This window comes from Ideonella alba (assembly GCF_018069845.1).
Taxonomy (GTDB): domain Bacteria; phylum Pseudomonadota; class Gammaproteobacteria; order Burkholderiales; family Burkholderiaceae_C; genus Ideonella; species Ideonella alba.
Genome location: NZ_JAGQDD010000010.1, coordinates 49,509 through 67,868, shown reverse-complemented (window position 1 = coordinate 67,868; position 18,360 = coordinate 49,509). Strand labels below are relative to the sequence as shown.

Here is an 18,360-nt window from a genome sequence, read left to right as displayed (position 1 = left end):
CCGCCATCGCGCCAGGCCTCTGCGATGTCCCGATCCGCCGAGCTCATCTACCGCAAGACCGCGGCCGGCCAGGCCGAGCTGATGCAGCGCCAGGCCGGCCTGGGACCGCGCGAGCGGGCGCTGCTGGTGATGGTCAATGGCCAGGAGCCGGTGCAGCGTCTGGTCGATCGCCTGGGAGAGCGCGTGCTGGACACGCTGTCGCTGCTGCGCCAGCGCGGCCTGATCGAGCCGGTCGCGGCCGAGCGCCCGGCGCGCACCCCGCCACCGCCGCCGCGCCCTGCCGAGCCGCCTCCTGTGGCCGCAGGCCTGGACCCGCAGCGCCACCGCCAGGCCGCGCAGGCCCTGGTCGCCCTGCTTCTGCCGTACTTCGGGCCCGACGCGCCGCGCATCGCCGACAAGGCCTTGCGCGCCCGCAGTCCACAGGAGTTCAACGACGGCGTCACCGCGGTGGCCGAGCGCCTGGCCATCCACCTGGGCCGGCGGCGGGCGGCCGAGGCCACCGACCCGCTGCGCTGGTGATGCGCATCCTGCTGCTGTGCCACGCCTTCAACGGCCTCAGCCAGCGCCTGCACACGGCGCTGCGCGAGGCGGGGCACTGGGTGACGGTGGAACTGGACATCGCCGACAGCGTCACCGACGAGGCGGTGCGTCTGGCGCAGCCCGATCTGCTGATCGCGCCCTTCCTGAAGCGCCGCATCCCGGAATCGGTCTGGCGCGCCGTGCCCTGCTGGGTGGTTCACCCGGGCCCGCCGGGCGATGGTGGTCCGAACGCGCTGGACTGGGCGGTGGCGCGCGGCCTGCCGCGCTGGGGCGTGACGGTGCTGCAGGCCGATGGCGACTTCGACAGCGGCCCGGTGCAGGGCCACGCCGCCTTCGCGATGCGCGCCGCCACCAAGGCCAGCCTGTACCGCCATGAGGTCAACGCGGCGGCCACCGCGGCGGTGATGGCGGCGCTGGGTCGCTGGCAGCAGCCGCCCCCGGCCGTGCCGCGCGAGGGCACCTGGCAGGACGCCTTCCGGCGCGAGCAGCGACTCATCGATTGGGCGCGCGACGACACCGACACCGTGCTGCGCACCGCCCGCGCCGCCGACAGCGCCCCCGGCGCCCTGGCCAGCGTGGCGGGGGAGGCGCTGCGCCTGTTCGACCTGCACCCCGCCACGCCAGAGGCGCTGGCCGATGGCGAGCGCGCCGCGCCCGGCACCGTGCTGGCGCGCCGCGGTCCGGCGCTGCTGCTGCGCACCCGCGACGGCGCGGTCTGGGTGGGCGCGCTGCGCCGTGGCGAGGCGGGGCTGAAGCTGCCCGCCACGCTGGCCTGTCCGGACCTGGCCGCGGCGGTGCCCGAGCGCCCTGTGCCCCTGCAGCGCCCGCGGGACGAGTACGACGAACTGCACTTCACCGAGACCGGCGCGCCCGGCGCCCGCGTCGGCTGGCTGCGCTTTGCCTTCCACAACGGCGCCATGGGCACGCGCGCCTGCCGCCGGCTGCAGCAGGCGTTGCAGGACCTGCGCCAGCGACCGCTGGCGGTGCTGGTCCTGGCCGGCGGGCCGGACTTCTTCAGCAACGGCATCCATCTGCACGAGATCGAGCATGCCGCCAGCCTGCCCGGCGACAGCGCTGCCGATGCCTCGATGCGCAACATCGAGGCGATGGACGACGTCTGCCTGGAGGTGCTGACCCGCACCGACTGCCTCACCGTGGCCGCGCTGCGCGGCAATGCGGGTGCTGGCGGCTGCTTCCTGGCGCTGGCGGCCGACGAGGTGTGGGCTCATGACGGCGTGGTGTTGAACCCGCACTACAAGAACATGGGCAATCTCTACGGCAGCGAGTACTGGACCTACACGCTGCCGCGCCGGGTGGGGCCCGAGCGCGCCCGCCAGATCACCCAGGGCCGGCTGCCGATCGGCGCCGCCGAGGCCCGCCGCCTGGGCCTGCTCGACGCGGTGCTGGGCGCCCACGCCACGGCCTTCGACCACCTGGCCGCCGAAGCCGCGCAATCCCTGGCCTGCGACAGCGGTCTGACCGCTAGACTGCAGGCCAAGGCCGCGCGCCGCGCCGCCGACGAGGCCCAGCGCCCGCTGGCCGCCTACCGCGCCGACGAACTGCAACGCATGCGCCGCAACTTCTACGGCTTCGACCCCAGCTACCACGTGGCCCGGCACCACTTCGTGCACCGCGTGGCGCATGCCTGGACGCCGCGCCACCTGGCCCTGCACCGATGAACGCCCCCGAACCGCTGCGCCCCGGCCCGGCCGACCTGCCCACCGTGCTGCTGGTCGACGATGAGGTGCGCTCGCTCGATGCGATGCGCCGCACGCTGGACGAGGACTTCGGCATCCTCACCGCCGAGTCGGCCGAGGCCGCGCGCGATCTGCTGGCCCGCCAGGAGGTGGCGGTCATCCTGTGCGACCAGCGCATGCCGGGCCAGACCGGCGTCGAGTTCCTGAAGGAGGTGCGCGAGCGCTGGCCCGACACGGTGCGCATCGTCATCAGCGGCTACACCGACAGCGAGGACATCATCGCCGGCATCAACGAGGCCGGGATCTACCAGTACATCCTCAAGCCCTGGGTGCCCGACCACCTGCTGCAGACGGTGCGCACCGCGGTCGAGGCCCGGCTGCTGCAGCAGGGCCTGAGCCGGCTGGAGCTGGACCTGCGCAGCGGCGCGCCGCTGCTGCGCGCCCGGCGCCAGCAGCGCCTGGGCGAGGCCCGCGCGGCCTTCGATTTCGAGCGCATCGTGCGCGCCCCGGGCAGCCCGATGGACGGCGTCTGCGCCACCGCGGCCAAGCTGGCCCGCTACGACCTGCCGGTGCTGATCGGCGGTGAATCGGGCACCGGCAAGGAGTTGCTGGCGCGCGCCATCCACTACGCCAGCCCGCGCGCCGACGGCCCCTTCGTGCTGGAGAACTGCGCCGCCATTCCCGACACCCTGCTGGAGAGCGAGCTGTTCGGCCACAAGCGCGGCGCCTTCACCGGCGCCTTCGAGGACCACGTCGGCCTGTTCCAGCGCGCCCATGGCGGCACGGTCTTCCTGGACGAGATCGGCGAGACCTCGCCGGCCTTCCAGGTCAAGCTGCTGCGCGTGCTGCAGGAGGGCGAGCTGCGCCCGGTGGGATCCACCCGGGCGGTGCCGGTGGACGTGCGGGTGCTGGCCGCCAGCCACCGCCGGCTGGACGAGGAGGTGCGCGCCGGCCGCTTCCGCGAGGACCTGTACTACCGCATCGCCGGCGCCACACTGCACATGCCGGGCCTGCGCGAACGCCGCGGCGACATCCAGCCGATCGCCCAGCACCTGCTGGGCCAGGTGGCGCAGGAGCTGGGCCGCCCGGGCATGCGCTTCGGCGAGGGCTGTCTGCGCTGCCTGGTGTCCTACGACTGGCCCGGCAACATCCGCGAACTGCGCAACGAGATTGCCCGCGCCGTGGCCCTGGCCGATGGCGACACGCTGGGACCTGACTGCCTGTCGCTGAACCTTCGCCAGGGCCGCAGCGCGATGGCCGCCAGCGCAGCCGGCGCGCCAGCGGGCCTGCCTGCCAGCGGCACGCTGCAGGAGCGCCTGGACGCGGTGGAGGCCATGGTGCTGCGCGAGGCGCTGGAGCGGCACCGCTGGAACAAGACCCGCGTGGCCGCCGAGCTGGGCCTGTCGCGTGTGGGCTTGCGGGCCAAGCTGCTGCGCCTGGGCCTGGAGGACCGGTCGTGATCAGTCGCTGGCCAGCACGCAGCGGTTGCGGCCCTCGGCCTTGGCCCGGTAGAGCGCGCGGTCGGCCTGCTCGATCAGGCGCTGGTAGTCCGGATGTCCGTCATGCACCGCGACCCCGATACTGACGGTGGTGGTCAGGCGCTGGCCGCCCGTCAGCAGGATCGACTCACCCGCCGCCGACTGGCGGATCTTCTCAGCCAGTTGCAGGGCCTGCGGGGCGTTCACCTCGACCACCAGCAGCAGGAATTCCTCGCCGCCATAGCGGAACACCGAGTCGCCGCTGCGCACGCAGGCTACCAGCACGTTGGCCAGGTGCTGCAGCACCCGGTCGCCGGATTCGTGGCCGTGGCTGTCGTTGATGCCCTTGAAATGGTCGACGTCGACCATCAGCACCGCAAACGACGGCCCGCCCCGCCGGCTCAGCTCGACCTCCCGGCCCAGCACGGCCGGCAGGAAGCGGCGGTTGAGCAACTGGGTCAGCGCGTCGCGGCCGGCTTCCAGGTCCACCAGGCGATCGAACAAGGTGTCGACCAGGTAGCGCGCCTGCCCGACTTCGCCCAGCCCGGCGCGCAGCCGGCGTCGCAGTTCCTCGCCGCCCGCGGCGATCTCGCGTTGGCACAGCGGCAACAGCGCGGTGTCGATGTGGGTGATGCATTCATGGAGCGCCGCCAGCTCGCTCGCCTGCGCGAAGATCGCTGGCGCCTTGTGGCGCACCCACAGGCCGAACGAGGACTGTCCCAGCGGCGGGAGCTCCAGCCCGGCCGGTGCCGTCATCACCTCCTGCAGCAGGCGGTTCTCCCAGTCGAGCAGCGCGCTGCGCTGGCGCTCGCGCTCGAGCGACATGTTCAGGCTGCTGGCGAAACTGCGGTAGGCCTCGTCGGTGCGGGTGGCCATGTCGTGCGCGTCCACGTACTGCGCCGACATCACCTCGATCGCCATGTCCAGCAGGGCCTGGCCGGTGTGCGCCGCCTCGACCCGCACGGCCAGCGTGGCGACGTCGCTGTCGAGCAGCAGCCGCGTCAGGGCCAGCTTCAGCAGACGCGCTCCCCGCATCACCAGGTCCACGCGCAGCCGGATGCGTGCGTGCACCAGGCCCACGTGGCGCTGCACCGCGATCTGCTCGCGCACCCGCTCGGCATCCCAGCTGCAGGCCAGCTCGCGCACCCAGCGCTCCATCGACGGGCGCAGGCGCTGGTCGACCACCGCATGGTCCAGGTAGCCCCGCGCCAGCGGGTCGTCCATCATGCCGTCGTAGAAGTGGCGCGCCAGCGCGGGCGCAGCGGCGCTGGCGGTGCCCGACAACAGCGCGCGCGCCTCGGTCGAGGTGGACTCGATCAGCTGGCGCCACTGGCGCTCGATCGTCGGATCGGTGATGGCGGTCTCGGACATGGGCACACGCGGCACGGGGACGGAGCGGCCAAAGGTAGCATGACGGCCAGCATGGCCAGGAGCACACGATGAGTCTGAACGTCCTGTGGCTGCAAAGTGGCGGCTGCGGTGGCTGCAGCATGTCGCTGCTGAATGCCGACGTGGCCGACTTTCCCGGCTGGTGGCGGCAGGCCGGGCTGAACCTGCTGTGGCACCCGTCGCTGTCGCTGGCGGGCGGTGCGGACGCGCTGTCGGTGCTGCAGGACTGCCTGGACGGCCGAGTCGCGCTGGATGTGCTGTGCCTGGAGGGTGCGCTGCTGCGTGGCCCCCAGGGCACTGGCCGCTTCCACCTGCTGGCGGGCACCGGCCTGCCGATGACGCAGTGGGTCGAGCGCCTGGCGGGGGTGGCGCGCCATGTGGTGGCGGTGGGCAGCTGCGCGGCCTTCGGCGGCGTCAGCGCCACCGGCCCCAATCCGGCCGAGGCCTGCGGGCTGCAGTTCGAGGACGACCGCCCCGGCGGCCTGCTGGGCGCCGCCTTCCGCGCCCGCGGCGGCCTGCCGGTGGTCAACGTGGCCGGCTGTCCCACCCACCCGGGCTGGGTCACCGACACGCTCTCGGCACTGGCCGCCGGTCTGCTGGGGCCGGATGACCTGGACAGCTTGCAGCGCCCGCGCTTCTATGCCGACCAGCTGGTCCACCATGGCTGCACCCGCAACGAGTACTACGAGTTCAAGGCCAGCGCCGCCAAGCCTTCCGACCTGGGCTGCATGATGGAGAACATGGGGTGCAAGGGCACCCAGGCCCACGCCGACTGCAACATCCGGCTGTGGAACGGCGAAGGCAGCTGCACCCGCGGCGGTTACGCCTGCATCAGCTGCACCGAACCCGGCTTCCAGGACCCGGGCCATGCCTTCCATGCCACGCCCAAGCTGGCCGGCATCCCGATCGGTCTGCCCACCGACATGCCCAAGGCCTGGTTCGTCGCGCTGGCCTCGCTGTCCAAGAGTGCCACCCCCAGGCGGGTCAAGCACAACGCCACCGCCGACCACATCATCGTGCCGCCCGTCGCGCGGCGCACCCGGCTGAAATGAGCGCGCCGCGCCAGCTGCTGCTGGGTCCGTTCAACCGCGTCGAGGGCGACCTCGAGGTGCGCCTGGACATCGCCGACGGCGTGGTCCGCGAGGCGCGGGTCACCGCCACCATGTACCGCGGCTTCGAGCAGATGCTGCCCGGGCGCGACCCGATGGATGCGCTGGTGATCGTGCCGCGCATCTGCGGCATCTGCTCGGTGTCGCAGTCGGTGGCGGCCGCCCGCGCTCTGGCCGACCTGGCGGGCGTGCAGGCGCCGCCCAATGGCGAGCGGGTGATCAACCTGATGCTGGCCTGCGAGAACCTGGCCGACCACCTGGCGCACTTCTACCTGTTCTTCATGCCCGACTTCACCCGCGCCGACTACGCCGGCCGGGCCTGGTTCGCCGAGGCGCAGCGCCGCTTTGCCGCGCTGGATGGCTCGGGCGGTGGCGAACACGCGCGTGCGGCGGTGCTGGCGCGCCAGCGCTGGTTCCGGCTGATGGGCCTGCTGGGCGGCAAATGGCCCCACACCCAGAGCGTGCTGCCGGGCGGCAGTTCGCGCCCGGTGGAGGCCAGTGAGCGGCTGCGCCTGCTGGGCTGGGTGCGCGAGTTCCGCCAGTTCCTGGAACAGCAGCTGTTCGGCGACACGCTGGAGGCGGTGACCGCGCTCGACACCGAGGCCGCGCTGGCCGCCTGGGTGGATGCCGCCCCGGGCCAGGGCGACCTGCGCCTGTTCCTGGCCATCGCGGCTGACCTGGGCCTGGACCGCCTGGGGCCGGGGCCGGGCCTGAGCATGAGCATCGGCGCCTACCCGGTCGAGGGCCGCATGGCGCTGGCGCCGGGCCTGTGGGACGCGGCGACGGGCCAGCGCTGCGCGGTGGACCTGGACCAGGTCCGCGAAGACGCCTGCCACGCCTGGCTGGCCGACGAGGGCGGTCCACGCCACCCCTTGCAGGGCCTGACCCAGCCCCAGGCCGACAAGCCGGCCGCCTACAGCTGGAACAAGGCGCCGCGCCTGGCGGGGCGGGTACTGGAAACCGGTGCGATGGCCCGTCAGCTGGCCGACGGCCAGCCCCTGGTGCGCGCCCTGGTGGCCCGCGCCGGCGCCAGCGTGCAGGCACGGATCCTGGCGCGCCTGCTCGAGATGGCGCGGGTCCTGCCCTGGATGGAGGACTGGCTCACCGGCCTGCGCCCGCGCGAACCCTTCCACCAGGTGCACCTGCTGCCCGACGAAGGGCAGGGCAGTGGCCACACCGAGGCCGCCCGCGGCACGCTGGGCCACTGGCTGCGTGTCGAGCAGGGGCGGCTGGCCTCGTACCAGATCGTCGCGCCCACCAGCTGGAACTTCTCGCCGCACGATGCCCAGGGGCTGCCCGGCGCGCTGGAAGCCGCGCTGGTCGGCCTGCCGGTGCCCGACGGCGAGACCGCGCCGGTGGCCGTGCAGCACATCGTGCGTTCCTTCGATCCCTGCATGGTCTGCACGGTGCACTGAACTTCAGGTAGGCTCCGCACCAGCGCTTCCCTTCCCGAACGAGCGACCTGCGTGTCCCCGCCCGGCCTGCCCAACGCCCGCGTCCTGATCGTCGATGACGTACCCGAGAACCTCGCGGTGCTGGGTGAGCTGTTGCAGCACGAGGGCTACCAGGTCCAGGTGGCCAATGGCGGCGCGGTGGCGCTGCGCCTGGCGGTGGGCCCGCCGGCACCGGACCTGATCCTGCTCGATGTCACCATGCCCGGCATGGATGGCTACGAGGTGCTGCGGCGACTGCGCGCCGATCCGCGCACCGCGGCGCTGCCCGTGCTGTTCCTGACCGCCCGCGGCGATCCCGGCGACGAGGAGTACGGCCTGCTGCAAGGGGCCGAGGACTACCTGACCAAGCCGATCCGCCCGGCGCTGGTGCTGGCGCGGGTGCGCAACCAGCTGCAGGCCAAGCGGGCGCGCGATGTGCTGGCCAACCAGAACGCGCTGCTGGAGGCCGAGGTGCGCCGGCGCATGGAGGACAACGACCGCATCCAGCGCGTCACGATCCGCGCGCTGGCCCACCTGGCCGAGACGCGCGACCCCGAGACCGGCAACCACATCCTGCGCACCCAGTCCTACATGGGCCTGCTGGCGCGCCGCCTGGCCAGCCATCCGCGCCACGCCGCGGTGCTGGACGAGGCGATGATCGAGCAGCTGGTGCGCTCGGCCCCGCTGCACGACATCGGCAAGGTCGGCATTCCTGACCACATCCTGCTCAAGCGCGCGCCGCTGGCGCCCGATGAATGGGAGGTGATGAAAACCCATGCCCGCCTGGGCGCCGAGGCCATCGAGCAGGCCGAGCGCGACATCGACCAGCCCGTGCCCTTTCTGCAGGTCGCGCGGCAGATCGCCCGCTGGCACCACGAGCACTGGGACGGCCGGGGCTACCCGGACGGCCTGGTCGGCGAGGCCATCCCGCTGTCGGCGCGCCTGATGGCGGTGGCCGATGTGTTCGATTCGCTGGTGTCGCCGCGCGTCTACAAGCGGCCCTTCGATGTCGAGCGGGCCCGCCAGGCCATCGTCGACGGCCGCGGCACGCAGTTCGACCCCGACGTGGTCGACGCCTTCTGCGCGGGTTTCGACGATTTCGTCGCCGTGGCGCGCAGCCACGGCCTGCCGGTGGGATGACCCCCCGTGGACAGCGCCACCCCGCCCGTTGTTCGGCGCCGGTCCACGCTGCGACATCTGGTGCCGCTGCTGCTGGCCGCCGGCCTGTGGGTGGGCCTGTCCGAGCGGCTGCTGACCCATTGGTCGCCCACGGCAGGCATGGCCACGCTGGCCCGCATCGGCGCCGGCCTGGTGCTGGCGCTGGGCGTGCTGTGGTGGCAGCGCCAGTCGCTGCTGGCCCCGGCTGAGGAGCCCGGCAGCGCCGCGCGCGCACCCTGGGCCTGGTGGATCGCCGTGCTGGCGCTGACGGCCCTGGGCGTGACCGCCAACTTTGCCCAGCACCGCCGCACCGAGGCCGCACGGCTGCAGGCGATTGCCGATGCCAAGTCGGCCCAGGTCCACGAGTGGCTGACCGAGCGCCTGCGCGACCTGGGCCTGGCCGGCCGCCTGCTGGCCCAGGACCCGCGCCTGGCGGCCTCGGCAGCCGACCCCGCCACCCTGGATCCGCTGCGTGCCCAGCTGGCCACGCTGGCCGACGGGCAGGGCTTCGACGCGGCGATGCTGCTGGCCCCCGACGGCCACCTGCTGGTCGGCTGGGGGCCGCCGGTGCTGCTGCAGCCGCTGCCGCGGGCGGAGCTGGTGCGCGCGGTGATCGCCACCGGCGAGCCCACGCTGCTGTCGATGGACACCGACGGCAATGGCCAGCTGCTGCTGGACCTGGCGACGCCGCTCAACCGGGCGGCACCGCTGCTGCTGATGCGCGCTCGGCCGGCCCGCCATCTGCAGCAGTTGCTCTCGGGCTGGCCGGCACCCACCTCCAGTGGCCAGGCGGTGCTGTTCCGCGCGGCGCCCGATGGCGTGCTCTACATTGCCCGCGCCGGCGCCGACACCCGCGATGCACCGGCCTCGATCCAGGCCAACGAGCGGCCGCAGGCGCTGTCGGTGCAGTTGCTGGCCGAGCCGCAACGCCAGGGCGAGCTGCTGCAGGGCACCGACGGGTTGGGCCGCTCGGTGATGGGTGTGGGCCAGCCGGTGGGCGGCACCGACTGGCAGCTGGTGGCACAGGTCTCGCGCGCCGAGTTCCTCGACACGCTGGCCAGCGACCTGGCCTGGACGGTGATGGCGGGCGCGTTCGGCCTGGCCCTGGTCAGCGCGCTGCACTGGCAGCGCCAGCAGCGGCGTCAGCTGCAGGCGGCGCGCCAGGCCGGACTGCGGCAGCAGCGCCAGATCGAGTCGCTGCGGGTGCTCAAGGCCCTGGCCGACAGCACCGACGACCTGGTGATCGCCCAGGACATCCAGGGACGGTTCGTGCTGTTCAATGGCGCCGCCGAGCGCCTGACCGGCCGCAGCGCCGACCAGGTGCTGGGGCGTGACGAGCGCGTGGTCTTCCCGCCGATGCAGGCCCAGCAGCTGATGCGCAGCGGCCAGCAGGTGCTGGCCGGCGGCGAGGTGCAGCACGTCGAGCAGCGCCTGGACACGGTGCAGGGCCCGCGGCTGTTCCAGCTCACCCGCGGTCCGCTGCGCGACGAGCGCGGCGGCGTCTTCGGCAGCTTCGGCATTGCCCGCGACGTGACCGAGCGCCAGCGCATGATCGACGAGCTGGAGCACTACCGCGCCGGCCTGGAGGTCCGTGTGGCCGAACGCACGGCCGAGCTGGCCGAGGCGCGCGAACGTGCGGAAAGCGCCAACCGGGCCAAGAGCGCCTTCCTGGCCAACATGAGCCACGAGATCCGCACACCGCTCAATGCCATCACCGGTCTGGTGCGCCTGCTGCGCGATGCCCACCCCACCGAGCAGCAGGCCGAGCGGCTGGGGCGCATCGACCTGGCCGCGCAGCACCTGCTGGTGATCCTCAACGACGTGCTGGACCTGTCCAAGATCGAGGCGGGCCGGCTGGACCTGACGTCGTCGGACTTCCTGCTCGACACCCTGGTCGACGACGTGCGCGGCCAGATCGCTGCCCAGGCCGGCGAGCGTGGGCTGCAGGTGCGCGTCGAGCTGCAGCCGCCGGGACAGTGGTTGCGCGGCGACGCGGTGCGCCTGCGCCAGGCGCTGCTGAACTACGCCGCCAATGCGGTGAAGTTCACCGAGCGCGGCAGCGTCTCGCTGCGGGCGGGCGTGGTGCGCGAGGACGGCGAGCGGCGCCTGCTGCGCTTCGAGGTCGAGGACACCGGCATCGGCCTCAGCGAGGACAGCCTGTCGCGGCTGTTCACGCCCTTCGAGCAGGCCGATGCGTCCACCACCCGCCGCCATGGCGGCACCGGGCTGGGCCTGGTCATCACGCGTCGCCTGGCAGGCCTGATGGGCGGCGACGCCGGGGCCGAGAGCCGGCTGGGCGCTGGCAGCCGCTTCTGGTTCACCGCCTGGGTCGAGCAGGGGCGGCCGGTGGCGGCGGTGCCGACGCGCCTGGTGGCGCCGCCGGCCGAGCGCCTGCGCGCGCGCCGGGTGCCTGCGCGCGTGCTGCTGGTCGACGACAACGCGGTCAGCCTGGAGGTGGTGCGTGAACTGCTGGCCAGCGTCGGCCTGCAGGTGTTCACCGCCACCGATGGTGCCCAGGCGGTGCAGCAGGTGCGCGCCCATCCGGTCGACCTGGTGCTGATGGACCTGCAGATGCCGGTGATGGACGGCTACAGCGCCACCCGCGAGATCCGCCGCCTGCCCGGTGTCGGCTCGCTGCCCATCGTGGCGCTGAGCGCCAACGCCTTCGACCAGGACCAGCGCGAGAGTGCGCTGGCTGGCATGAACGGTTTCATCGGCAAGCCGGTCGATCCCGACCAGCTCTACGAGGCCGTGCTGACCTGGCTGCCCGAGGAGTCGGTGTCGCCCATGGCGGTGCCGGAGCCGGTGCCGGCTGCGCTGCCGGCCGGGCTGTCCGCGCTGGCCGGCGACGACCTCCTGGATGTCGAGCGCGGCCTGCGCCTGGTCAACGGCGACGCGCGGCGCTACCGCGAGGTGCTGACGATCTTCGCGCGCACCCACGGCAGCGACGCCCAGACGCTGCGCGACCTGTCGCCGGACGACCCGGTGTGGCGTCGTACCGTGCACAGCCTGCGCGGCGCCGCCGGGGCCGTCGGGGCGATGGCGCTGGCCCAGGCGCTGCGCCGTGCCGAGCAGGACCCGCTGGGCCAGTCATCGGTGGCCGTCGGGCTGCTGGAGCGCTTGCTCGACGCGCTGGCGCCGGCCCTGGCCGGCGAGGTCGATCCGCCCCCGCCGGCCGATCCTGCGTCCGGGCAGCCACCCGATCAACTGCTGGCCGACTGGCTGCCGATGCTGCGCCAGGGTGATCTGGCCGCGTCGTCCTGGGCCACCGCCCACCATGCCGACCTGGCGGCCGCGCTGGGCCGCCCGCTGGCCGATGCGCTGCGCGAGCTGGCCAGTCGCTTCGACTACGATGGCGTCCTGGTCCTGCTGCAGCAGCATGGCCACCTCGGATGACCTGCGCCGGCATGCACGACGACCTTCCCCCGCCCGCCCACGCCGCCTTGGCGGCGCGGCTGCCGATGACGCCGCCCGAGCTGGAAGGCGTCGACGAATCCACCTGGCTGGACGTGATCCAGAAGATGGACGAGGTCTACTCGCAGCTGGTCGCCGACGAGATCGCGCTGGAGCAGAAGAACACCGAGCTGGAACGCAGCCAGCAGTTCATCTTCAGCCTGCTGTCGGCCATGAGCGACGTGCTGGCCGCCTGCAACGAGGCCGGCCAGATCGAGGAAACCAACGCCGCGCTGTGCGAGCTGGTGGGCCGCAGCGACGCGCAGTTGCGTGGCAGTGCGCTGGCCGCGCTGATGGCCGACGACACCAGCGCCGCGCGCATCCGCCACGTGCTGGAAACGCCGGCGCTGCAGCGCGGCGGCACCGTCGTCGAGGTCGAGCTGCAGGGCGAGGCCGGGCAGCGCGTGCCGGTCGACTTCAACTGCACACCCCGCCTGGATGCCGACGGCCGGCGTGTCGGCCTGGTCTTCGTCGGTCGGCCCATGGGCGAGCTCAAGCGCGCCTACCACCAGCTGCGCGAGGCGCACGAGGCGCTCAAGCGCACCCAGCAGCAGCTGCTGCACTCCGAGAAGATGGCCTCGCTGGGCCGCCTGGTGGCCGGCGTGGCACACGAGCTGAACAACCCGATCAGCTTCGTGCTGGGCAATGTGCACGCGATGCGCCGCTACAGCGAGCGCCTGCGCCAGTACCTGGGCGCGATCCATGGCGGTGCCAGCCTGGCGCAGCAGGACGAGCTGCGGGCGCAGCTGCGCATCGACCATGTGCTGGCCGACCTGCCCTCGCTGATGGAGGGCATGCTCGAGGGCGCGCACCGCACCGCCGACATCGTCAACGGCCTCAAGCGCTTTTCCGCGGTCGACCGCGAGGAACGCGTCGAGGTCGACCTGGGCGGCGTGGTCGAGCGCGCGATCCACTGGGTGCGCAAGGGCACGGCGCCGGTCTTCCAGGTCGAATGGCAGGGCGGCGAGCCCTGCAGCGTGATGGGCAGCCCGGGCCAGCTGCTGCAGGTGGTGATGAACCTGGTGCAGAACGCCTACGACGCCGCCGGCAGCCGCAGCGGCGTGGTGCCGCTGCTGCGGGCCACGCTGGCGCGCCAGGACGGCCAGGCGGTGCTGCGCCTGCACGACAACGGCCCGGGCATCGCGCCCGAGCACCTGCACCGCATCTTCGACCCCTTCTTCACCACCAAGCCGGTGGGCAAGGGCACGGGCCTGGGCCTGTCGATCAGCTACGGCATCGTCGAGCAGCACGGCGGCTCGCTCAGCGCCGACAACCACCCCGAGGGCGGCGCGGTGTTCACGCTGCGCTTGCCGCTGGCCAGCGGCGCGGCCTGACCCGCTGTGCCGGACAGCACACCCCGTTGATCCGCTTCGGGGACCGATGAGCGCGCAGCTGCCTTTGAGCTGGCCCGCGACCCCAAGAAAAACGCCCCGACCTGCGGGGCGCTGAGTGCGATGCCTGAGTCTTTGAAGCGCTCGGGCTTTTTGTTGGTGCCGGTGAAGAGAGTCGAACTCCCGACCTTCGCATTACGAATGCGCTGCTCTACCAACTGAGCTACACCGGCGAAAACGCGGATTATAGCGGATCCAACCGGCGCGGGGCGGAGGGCGCGGCGAGCGAGCGCACCCGGGCCTGCAGCGCGCGCACCCGCTCGATCATCGTGGCGTCGCTGAGCTTGATGTCGCCGTGGAACAGCAGGTTGCGGTAGCGGGCCAGCTCGCTCAGGTCGGCGTAGAGCTCGTCGCCGATGGCCTCGGCCTGCAGCAGCGCATCGGCCAGGCGGCGCAAGGAGGCGCCGCGCAGGGCGGTCTCGTCGGCGTTGTCGCTGTCCTGGCGGCGCAGCAGCTCGCGCAGCTGGCGCTCCAGACGGCGGAAGGCGCGGAAGAACTCGGCCGCGGGCACGCCCGGGCGCTCATCGGCGGCGCCGGCGGCGCCGGCGCGGGCCTCCAGCGCGCGTTCGGCCGCCTTCTGGTATTTGTCGGGGTCGATGATGGCGACCACGAAGGCCAGGCCGGCCACCATGGCCACGCCGTCCATCGCGCCGGCCAGCCACAGCAGCGGGCCGGGGGTGGGTTCGTTGCTGCGGTTGATCCACACCACCAGCAGGCTCAGGCCCACCGCCAGCGCGGTCAGCCAGGCGAGGCCGGTCAGGCGCGCGTGGTAGCTCTTGCGCAGCGCGGCGTGGATCTCCTGCAGCGAGTCGTCGTTCTCGCGCGCGGCCTCGATCTGCGACAGCACCAGGGCATAGCCCGTCAGCAGCAGTGCGACGAAGGTCGACACGCACTGCGCGGCTGCGGTGAAGGTCCAGTAGATGTAATCCGTGTTCACATCGCACCTGGGCTGCAGCGGCCGTCAGCCGGCGCGGGCAGGCGGGCCGGGTGGGGCTGTCAGGTCGGGCTGGCGAGATGGTAGTCGGTCACGCGCTGGACCTCGTTCTTCGAGCCCAGCACCACCGCCACGCGTTCGTGCAGTTTGCCCGGGACCACGTCCATGATGCGCTGGCGCCCGTTGGTGGCCAGGCCGCCGGCCTGCTCGACCAGGAAGGCCATCGGGTTGGCCTCGTACATCAGGCGCAGCTTGCCGGGCTTGTCCGGGTCGCGCTTGTCCCAGGGGTACAGGAAGACGCCGCCGCGGGTCAGGATGCGGTGCACATCGGCCACCATGCTGGCCACCCAGCGCATGTTGAAGTCCTTGCCGCGCGGGCCTTCCTTGCCGCTCAGGCACTCGTCGATGTAGCGCTTGACCGGGGCGTCCCAGTGGCGCATGTTCGACATGTTGATCGCGAACTCCTTGGTGTCCTCGGGGATCTGCACCTGGTCTTCGGTCAGCACCCAGGAGCCGGTCTCGCGGTCCAGCGTGAACATGGCCACGCCTTCGCCCACGGTCAGCACCAGCGTGGTCTGCGGGCCGTAGACGCAGTAGCCCGCGGCGGCCTGCTGCTTGCCGGGCTGCAGGAAGTCCTCCTCGCTGATGCCGCGCTGGTTGTTGACCTTGCGCAGCACCGAGAAGATGGTGCCGATCGACACATTGACGTCGATGTTGCTGCTGCCGTCCAGCGGATCGAACAGCAGCAGGTACTCGCCCTGCGGGTAGCGGTTGGGTACCACGTGGATGCTGTCCATTTCCTCGGAGGCCATGGCCGCCAGGTGGCCGCCCCATTCGTTGGCCTCGATCAGCACCTCGTTGGAGATGATGTCGAGCTTCTTCTGGATCTCGCCCTGCACGTTCTCGGAGGCCGCCGAGCCCAGCACCTCGCCCAGGGCGCCCTTGTTGACCGAGATGGCGATGCTCTTGCAGGCGCGGGCGACCACCTCGATCAGCAGGCGCAGCTGGGCCGGGATGTGGCCGTGCTCGCGCTGCTGCTCGACCAGGTAGCGGGTGAGGGAGATGCGTGAACTCATGGGTGGATCCTCGTGAGACGTGAAATCAGGCGGCGTCCAGCGCGCGGGTGACGATCTCGCGCACGTCGCCGCTCAGCCGGGTGCTCGCGGCCACGCGGGCGATCGCCTCGCGGGCGGCACTGCGGTAGGGCTCGGCCAGTGCGGTCCAGCGGTCCAGCGCACGGGCGATGCGCGAGGCCAGCTGCGGGTTGGCGGCGTCCAGCGCGATCACCATGTCGGCCCACAGCACATAGCCGGCAGCATCGCTGCGGTGGAAGGCGGCCGGATTGAACATCACCAGCGAGCTCAGCACCGACCGTGCCCGGTTGGGGTTGGACAGCGTGAACTGCGGGTGCTGCAGCAGCTGGCGCACGCGGGCGAAGACACGGCCGTCCTTCTCGGCGGCGCGGGCCTGCACCTGGAACCACTTGTCGACCACCAGCGCGTCGTCGCCGGCCAGCGCCAGGAAGCGCTCCAGTGCCGGCTGGGCCAGTTCGGCGTGGGCGTTCACCAGGGCTTCGAGGGCGCCCAGGCGGTCGGTCATGTTGGTCGCGTCCTTGAAGCGCTGGAAGGCGCGGCCGGGCCACACCGGATCGCCTGCGGCCACCGCCTGGCGCACCAGCATCGCCAGCGCCAGGTTGGCCAGCGCGCGCCGGCCGCTCTGCGCGGCATCGGGGCGGTAGCCCTCGCGCACCTGCATCGCCTCGAAGGTGGTGGCCCAGTCGGCCTGCAGCCGCGCTGCCAGCTGGTCCTGCCACGACTCGCAGGCGGCGTGGATGCGCTGCGGGTCGACCGGCGTGATCAGCTCGGCCAGGTAGGTCTGCACCGGCAGCTGCAGCGCACGGGCCTTGAAGGACGGGTCCAGGTCCGGGTCCAGCAGCAGGGCCCGCAGCGCCGCCAGGTGGGTGTCGTCGATCTGCACCGCGCCGCCGTCCTGCACGGCTGCGCGCAGGCGCTGGACCGCCAGGCGCTGGCCGGCTTCCCAGCGGTTGAAGGCGTCGGCGTCGTGGGCCAGCAGCACCAGCAGCTCAGCATCACTCAGGCCATCGTCCAGCAGCACCGGCGCCGAGAAGCCGCGCAGCAGCGACGGCACGACCGCCTGCGTCACGCCGGTGAAGACGAATACCTGCTCGGCCTCGGTCAGCACCAGCACGCGCTCGGTGCCGCTGGCGCTGTCCTCGCCCTGCAGTTGCAGCGCCACGGCCTGACCGTCGTGGCCGACCAGGCCCATGCGCACCGGCAGCAACTGCGGCTGCTTGTCGTGCTGGCCCGGCGTGGCCGGGGTGTGCTGGCGCAGCGTCAGGGTGTAGGTGGCGCTGGCGGCGTCCCAGCTGCCGCGGGCCTGCAGGCGCGGCGTGCCGGCCTGGCTGTACCAGCGCTTGAACACCTCGAGCTGGGTGGCCAGCGTGCTGCCGGGGTTGGCGTCGGCGATGGCCTGCGCAAAGTCGTCGCAGGTCACGGCCTGGCCGTCATGGCGCTGGAAGTAGAGCTTCATGCCGGCGGCAAAGCCGGCGCGGCCGACCAGCGTGTGCATCATGCGCACGACCTCGGCCCCCTTCTCGTAGATGGTGGGGGTGTAGAAGTTGTCGATCGCCTGGTAGGCGTCGGGGCGCACCGGGTGGGCCATGGCGCCGGCGTCCTCGGTGAACTGGCGCTCGCGCAGGCTGCAGACATCGGCGATGCGGCGCACCGCGCGCGCGCTGGCGCTGCCGCTCATGTCCATGCTGAATTCCTGGTCGCGGAAGACGGTCAGGCCTTCCTTGAGCGACAGCTGGAACCAGTCGCGGCAGGTGATGCGGTTGCCGGTCCAGTTGTGGAAGTACTCGTGGCCGACCACGCTCTCGATGCCGTCGAAGTCCTCATCGGTGGCGGTGGCCGGGCTGGCCAGCACGAACTTGGTGTTGAAGATGTTCAACCCCTTGTTCTCCATCGCGCCCATGTTGAAGTCGTCGACGGCGACGATCATGAAGCGCTCCAGGTCCAGCGGCAGGCCGAAGCGGTGCTCGTCCCAGATGATCGAGGCGATCAGCGAGTTCATCGCGTGCTCGGTCTTTTCCAGGTCGCCGCGCTTGACGTAGATCTGCAGCAGGTGCTCCCTGCCGCCGCGGCTGGTCACGCGCTGCTCGCGGCGCACCAGGTCGGCCGCCACCAGCGCGAACAGGTAGCAGGGCTTGGGGAAGGGGTCGTTCCAGACGGCGAAGTGGCGGCCGCCATCCAGATCGCCCTGCTCGACCAGGTTGCCGTTGGACAGCAGCACCGGGTACTTCGCCTTGTCGGCGCGCAGCGTCACCGTGAAGGTGGCCATCACGTCGGGGCGGTCCAGGAAGTAGGTGATGCGGCGAAAGCCTTCGGCCTCGCACTGGGTGAACAGGCCCGAGCCGCTGGCGTACAGGCCGCTGAGCTGGGTGTTCTTCTCGGGCGCGATGGTGTTGCGGATCTCCAGCGTGAAGGCGTCGGCCTCGGGGGCGTCGATCACCAGCTGGCCGTCCTCGTGGCGGAAGGACACGCTCTGGCCGTCGACCAGCACGCGCAGCAGGTTCAGGTCTTCGCCGTGCAGGCGCAGGGGCTGCTTGTCCTGGGCGGTGTCGCGCTGCACGCTGAGCTTGCTGGCGACGATGGTCTTGGCGGCGTCCAGGTCGAAGCACAGCTCGGCCTGGCGGATGGTGTAGGCCGGCGCGGTGTAGTCCTCGCGACGGATCAGGGGGGCAGAGCCTTCACGCATC

Annotated in this window: 12 protein-coding genes and 1 tRNA gene; 8 read left to right on the top strand and 5 right to left on the bottom strand. The window is 72.2% G+C overall.

What is annotated here, in order from left to right; all coding sequences use genetic code 11:
• The first annotated feature begins 24 nt into the window (after positions 1-24).
• From KAK03_RS14460 to KAK03_RS14450, 3 genes are read left to right on the top strand one after another with little or no spacing between them, the layout of a single operon-like run.
• The gene (locus KAK03_RS14460; RefSeq protein WP_210854657.1) at positions 25-519 is read left to right on the top strand and encodes a hypothetical protein; all 495 of its coding nucleotides are present in this window, start codon (positions 25-27) and stop codon (positions 517-519) included.
• Positions 519-2,219, top strand: coding sequence for an enoyl-CoA hydratase-related protein (locus KAK03_RS14455; protein WP_210854656.1), 1,701 nt, complete (start codon positions 519-521; stop codon positions 2,217-2,219). Before KAK03_RS14460 ends, KAK03_RS14455 begins: the two co-directional genes overlap by 1 nt.
• Positions 2,216-3,697 (top strand): sigma-54-dependent transcriptional regulator, encoded by a 1,482-nt coding sequence (locus tag KAK03_RS14450; protein ID WP_210854655.1) that lies wholly within the window; start codon positions 2,216-2,218, stop codon positions 3,695-3,697. Before KAK03_RS14455 ends, KAK03_RS14450 begins: the two co-directional genes overlap by 4 nt.
• On the opposite strand, the gene KAK03_RS14445 is transcribed toward KAK03_RS14450, so the two are convergent.
• Complete coding sequence (locus KAK03_RS14445) at positions 3,698-5,086, bottom strand: GGDEF domain-containing protein (RefSeq protein ID WP_210854654.1); 1,389 nt, start codon at positions 5,084-5,086, stop codon at positions 3,698-3,700.
• A gap of 68 nt (positions 5,087-5,154) precedes the next feature.
• Here KAK03_RS14445 and KAK03_RS14440 point away from each other — a divergent pair, with 68 nt between their 5' ends.
• Genes KAK03_RS14440 through KAK03_RS14420 form a run of 5 tightly spaced genes read left to right on the top strand, consistent with a single transcriptional unit; the run spans position 5,155 to position 13,591 of the window.
• Positions 5,155-6,156 carry an NADH-quinone oxidoreductase subunit B family protein gene (locus KAK03_RS14440; protein ID WP_210854653.1) on the top strand — a complete coding sequence of 334 codons (1,002 nt, stop codon included), beginning with the start codon at positions 5,155-5,157 and terminating at the stop codon, positions 6,154-6,156.
• Positions 6,153-7,628: a nickel-dependent hydrogenase large subunit gene (locus KAK03_RS14435; protein ID WP_210854652.1), complete on the top strand. Its 1,476-nt coding sequence runs from the start codon at positions 6,153-6,155 to the stop codon at positions 7,626-7,628. The genes KAK03_RS14440 and KAK03_RS14435 overlap by 4 nt, the downstream gene beginning before the upstream one ends.
• 51 nt (positions 7,629-7,679) lie before the next feature.
• On the top strand, positions 7,680-8,786 hold the full coding sequence (locus KAK03_RS14430) for an HD-GYP domain-containing protein (protein ID WP_310738610.1): 1,107 nt from the start codon (positions 7,680-7,682) through the stop codon (positions 8,784-8,786).
• 6 nt (positions 8,787-8,792) lie between these two features.
• Positions 8,793-12,200, top strand: a complete 3,408-nt coding sequence (locus KAK03_RS14425; RefSeq protein ID WP_210854651.1) for a response regulator — start codon at positions 8,793-8,795, stop codon at positions 12,198-12,200.
• Positions 12,201-12,211: 11 nt separating this feature from the next.
• Complete coding sequence (locus tag KAK03_RS14420) at positions 12,212-13,591, top strand: sensor histidine kinase (protein WP_210854650.1); 1,380 nt, start codon at positions 12,212-12,214, stop codon at positions 13,589-13,591.
• Between the two features lie 154 nt (positions 13,592-13,745).
• Here KAK03_RS14420 and KAK03_RS14415 read toward each other — a convergent pair.
• The 4 genes from KAK03_RS14415 to pepN all read right to left on the bottom strand — a co-directional run bounded on the left by KAK03_RS14415 (position 13,746) and on the right by pepN (position 18,359).
• Positions 13,746-13,821 (bottom strand) — tRNA-Thr (locus KAK03_RS14415).
• A gap of 11 nt (positions 13,822-13,832) precedes the next feature.
• Positions 13,833-14,585 (bottom strand): hypothetical protein, encoded by a 753-nt coding sequence (locus KAK03_RS14410; protein ID WP_210854649.1) that lies wholly within the window; start codon positions 14,583-14,585, stop codon positions 13,833-13,835.
• A gap of 59 nt (positions 14,586-14,644) precedes the next feature.
• Entirely contained in the window at positions 14,645-15,658 is a 1,014-nt protein-coding gene (locus KAK03_RS14405; RefSeq protein ID WP_210854648.1) for a class 1 fructose-bisphosphatase, read from the bottom strand.
• A 25-nt stretch (positions 15,659-15,683) separates the two neighbouring features.
• Positions 15,684-18,359: an aminopeptidase N gene (gene pepN / locus KAK03_RS14400; protein ID WP_210854647.1), complete on the bottom strand. Its 2,676-nt coding sequence runs from the start codon at positions 18,357-18,359 to the stop codon at positions 15,684-15,686.
• Between the last annotated feature and the right edge of the window lies 1 nt (position 18,360).

Bases quoted from the DNA above. Each gene is read 5' to 3' on its own strand.
- KAK03_RS14455 (WP_210854656.1), top strand. From the start codon at position 519: ATGCGCATCCTGCTGCTGTGCCACGCCTTCAACGGCCTCAGCCAGCGC.
- KAK03_RS14440 (WP_210854653.1), top strand. From the start codon at position 5,155: ATGAGTCTGAACGTCCTGTGGCTGCAAAGTGGCGGCTGCGGTGGCTGC.
- KAK03_RS14405 (WP_210854648.1), bottom strand. From the start codon at position 15,658: ATGAGTTCACGCATCTCCCTCACCCGCTACCTGGTCGAGCAGCAGCGC.
- KAK03_RS14460 (WP_210854657.1), top strand. From the start codon at position 25: ATGTCCCGATCCGCCGAGCTCATCTACCGCAAGACCGCGGCCGGCCAG.
- pepN (WP_210854647.1), bottom strand. From the start codon at position 18,359: ATGCGTGAAGGCTCTGCCCCCCTGATCCGTCGCGAGGACTACACCGCG.
- KAK03_RS14420 (WP_210854650.1), top strand. From the start codon at position 12,212: ATGCACGACGACCTTCCCCCGCCCGCCCACGCCGCCTTGGCGGCGCGG.
- KAK03_RS14450 (WP_210854655.1), top strand. From the start codon at position 2,216: ATGAACGCCCCCGAACCGCTGCGCCCCGGCCCGGCCGACCTGCCCACC.
- KAK03_RS14445 (WP_210854654.1), bottom strand. From the start codon at position 5,086: ATGTCCGAGACCGCCATCACCGATCCGACGATCGAGCGCCAGTGGCGC.
- KAK03_RS14435 (WP_210854652.1), top strand. From the start codon at position 6,153: ATGAGCGCGCCGCGCCAGCTGCTGCTGGGTCCGTTCAACCGCGTCGAG.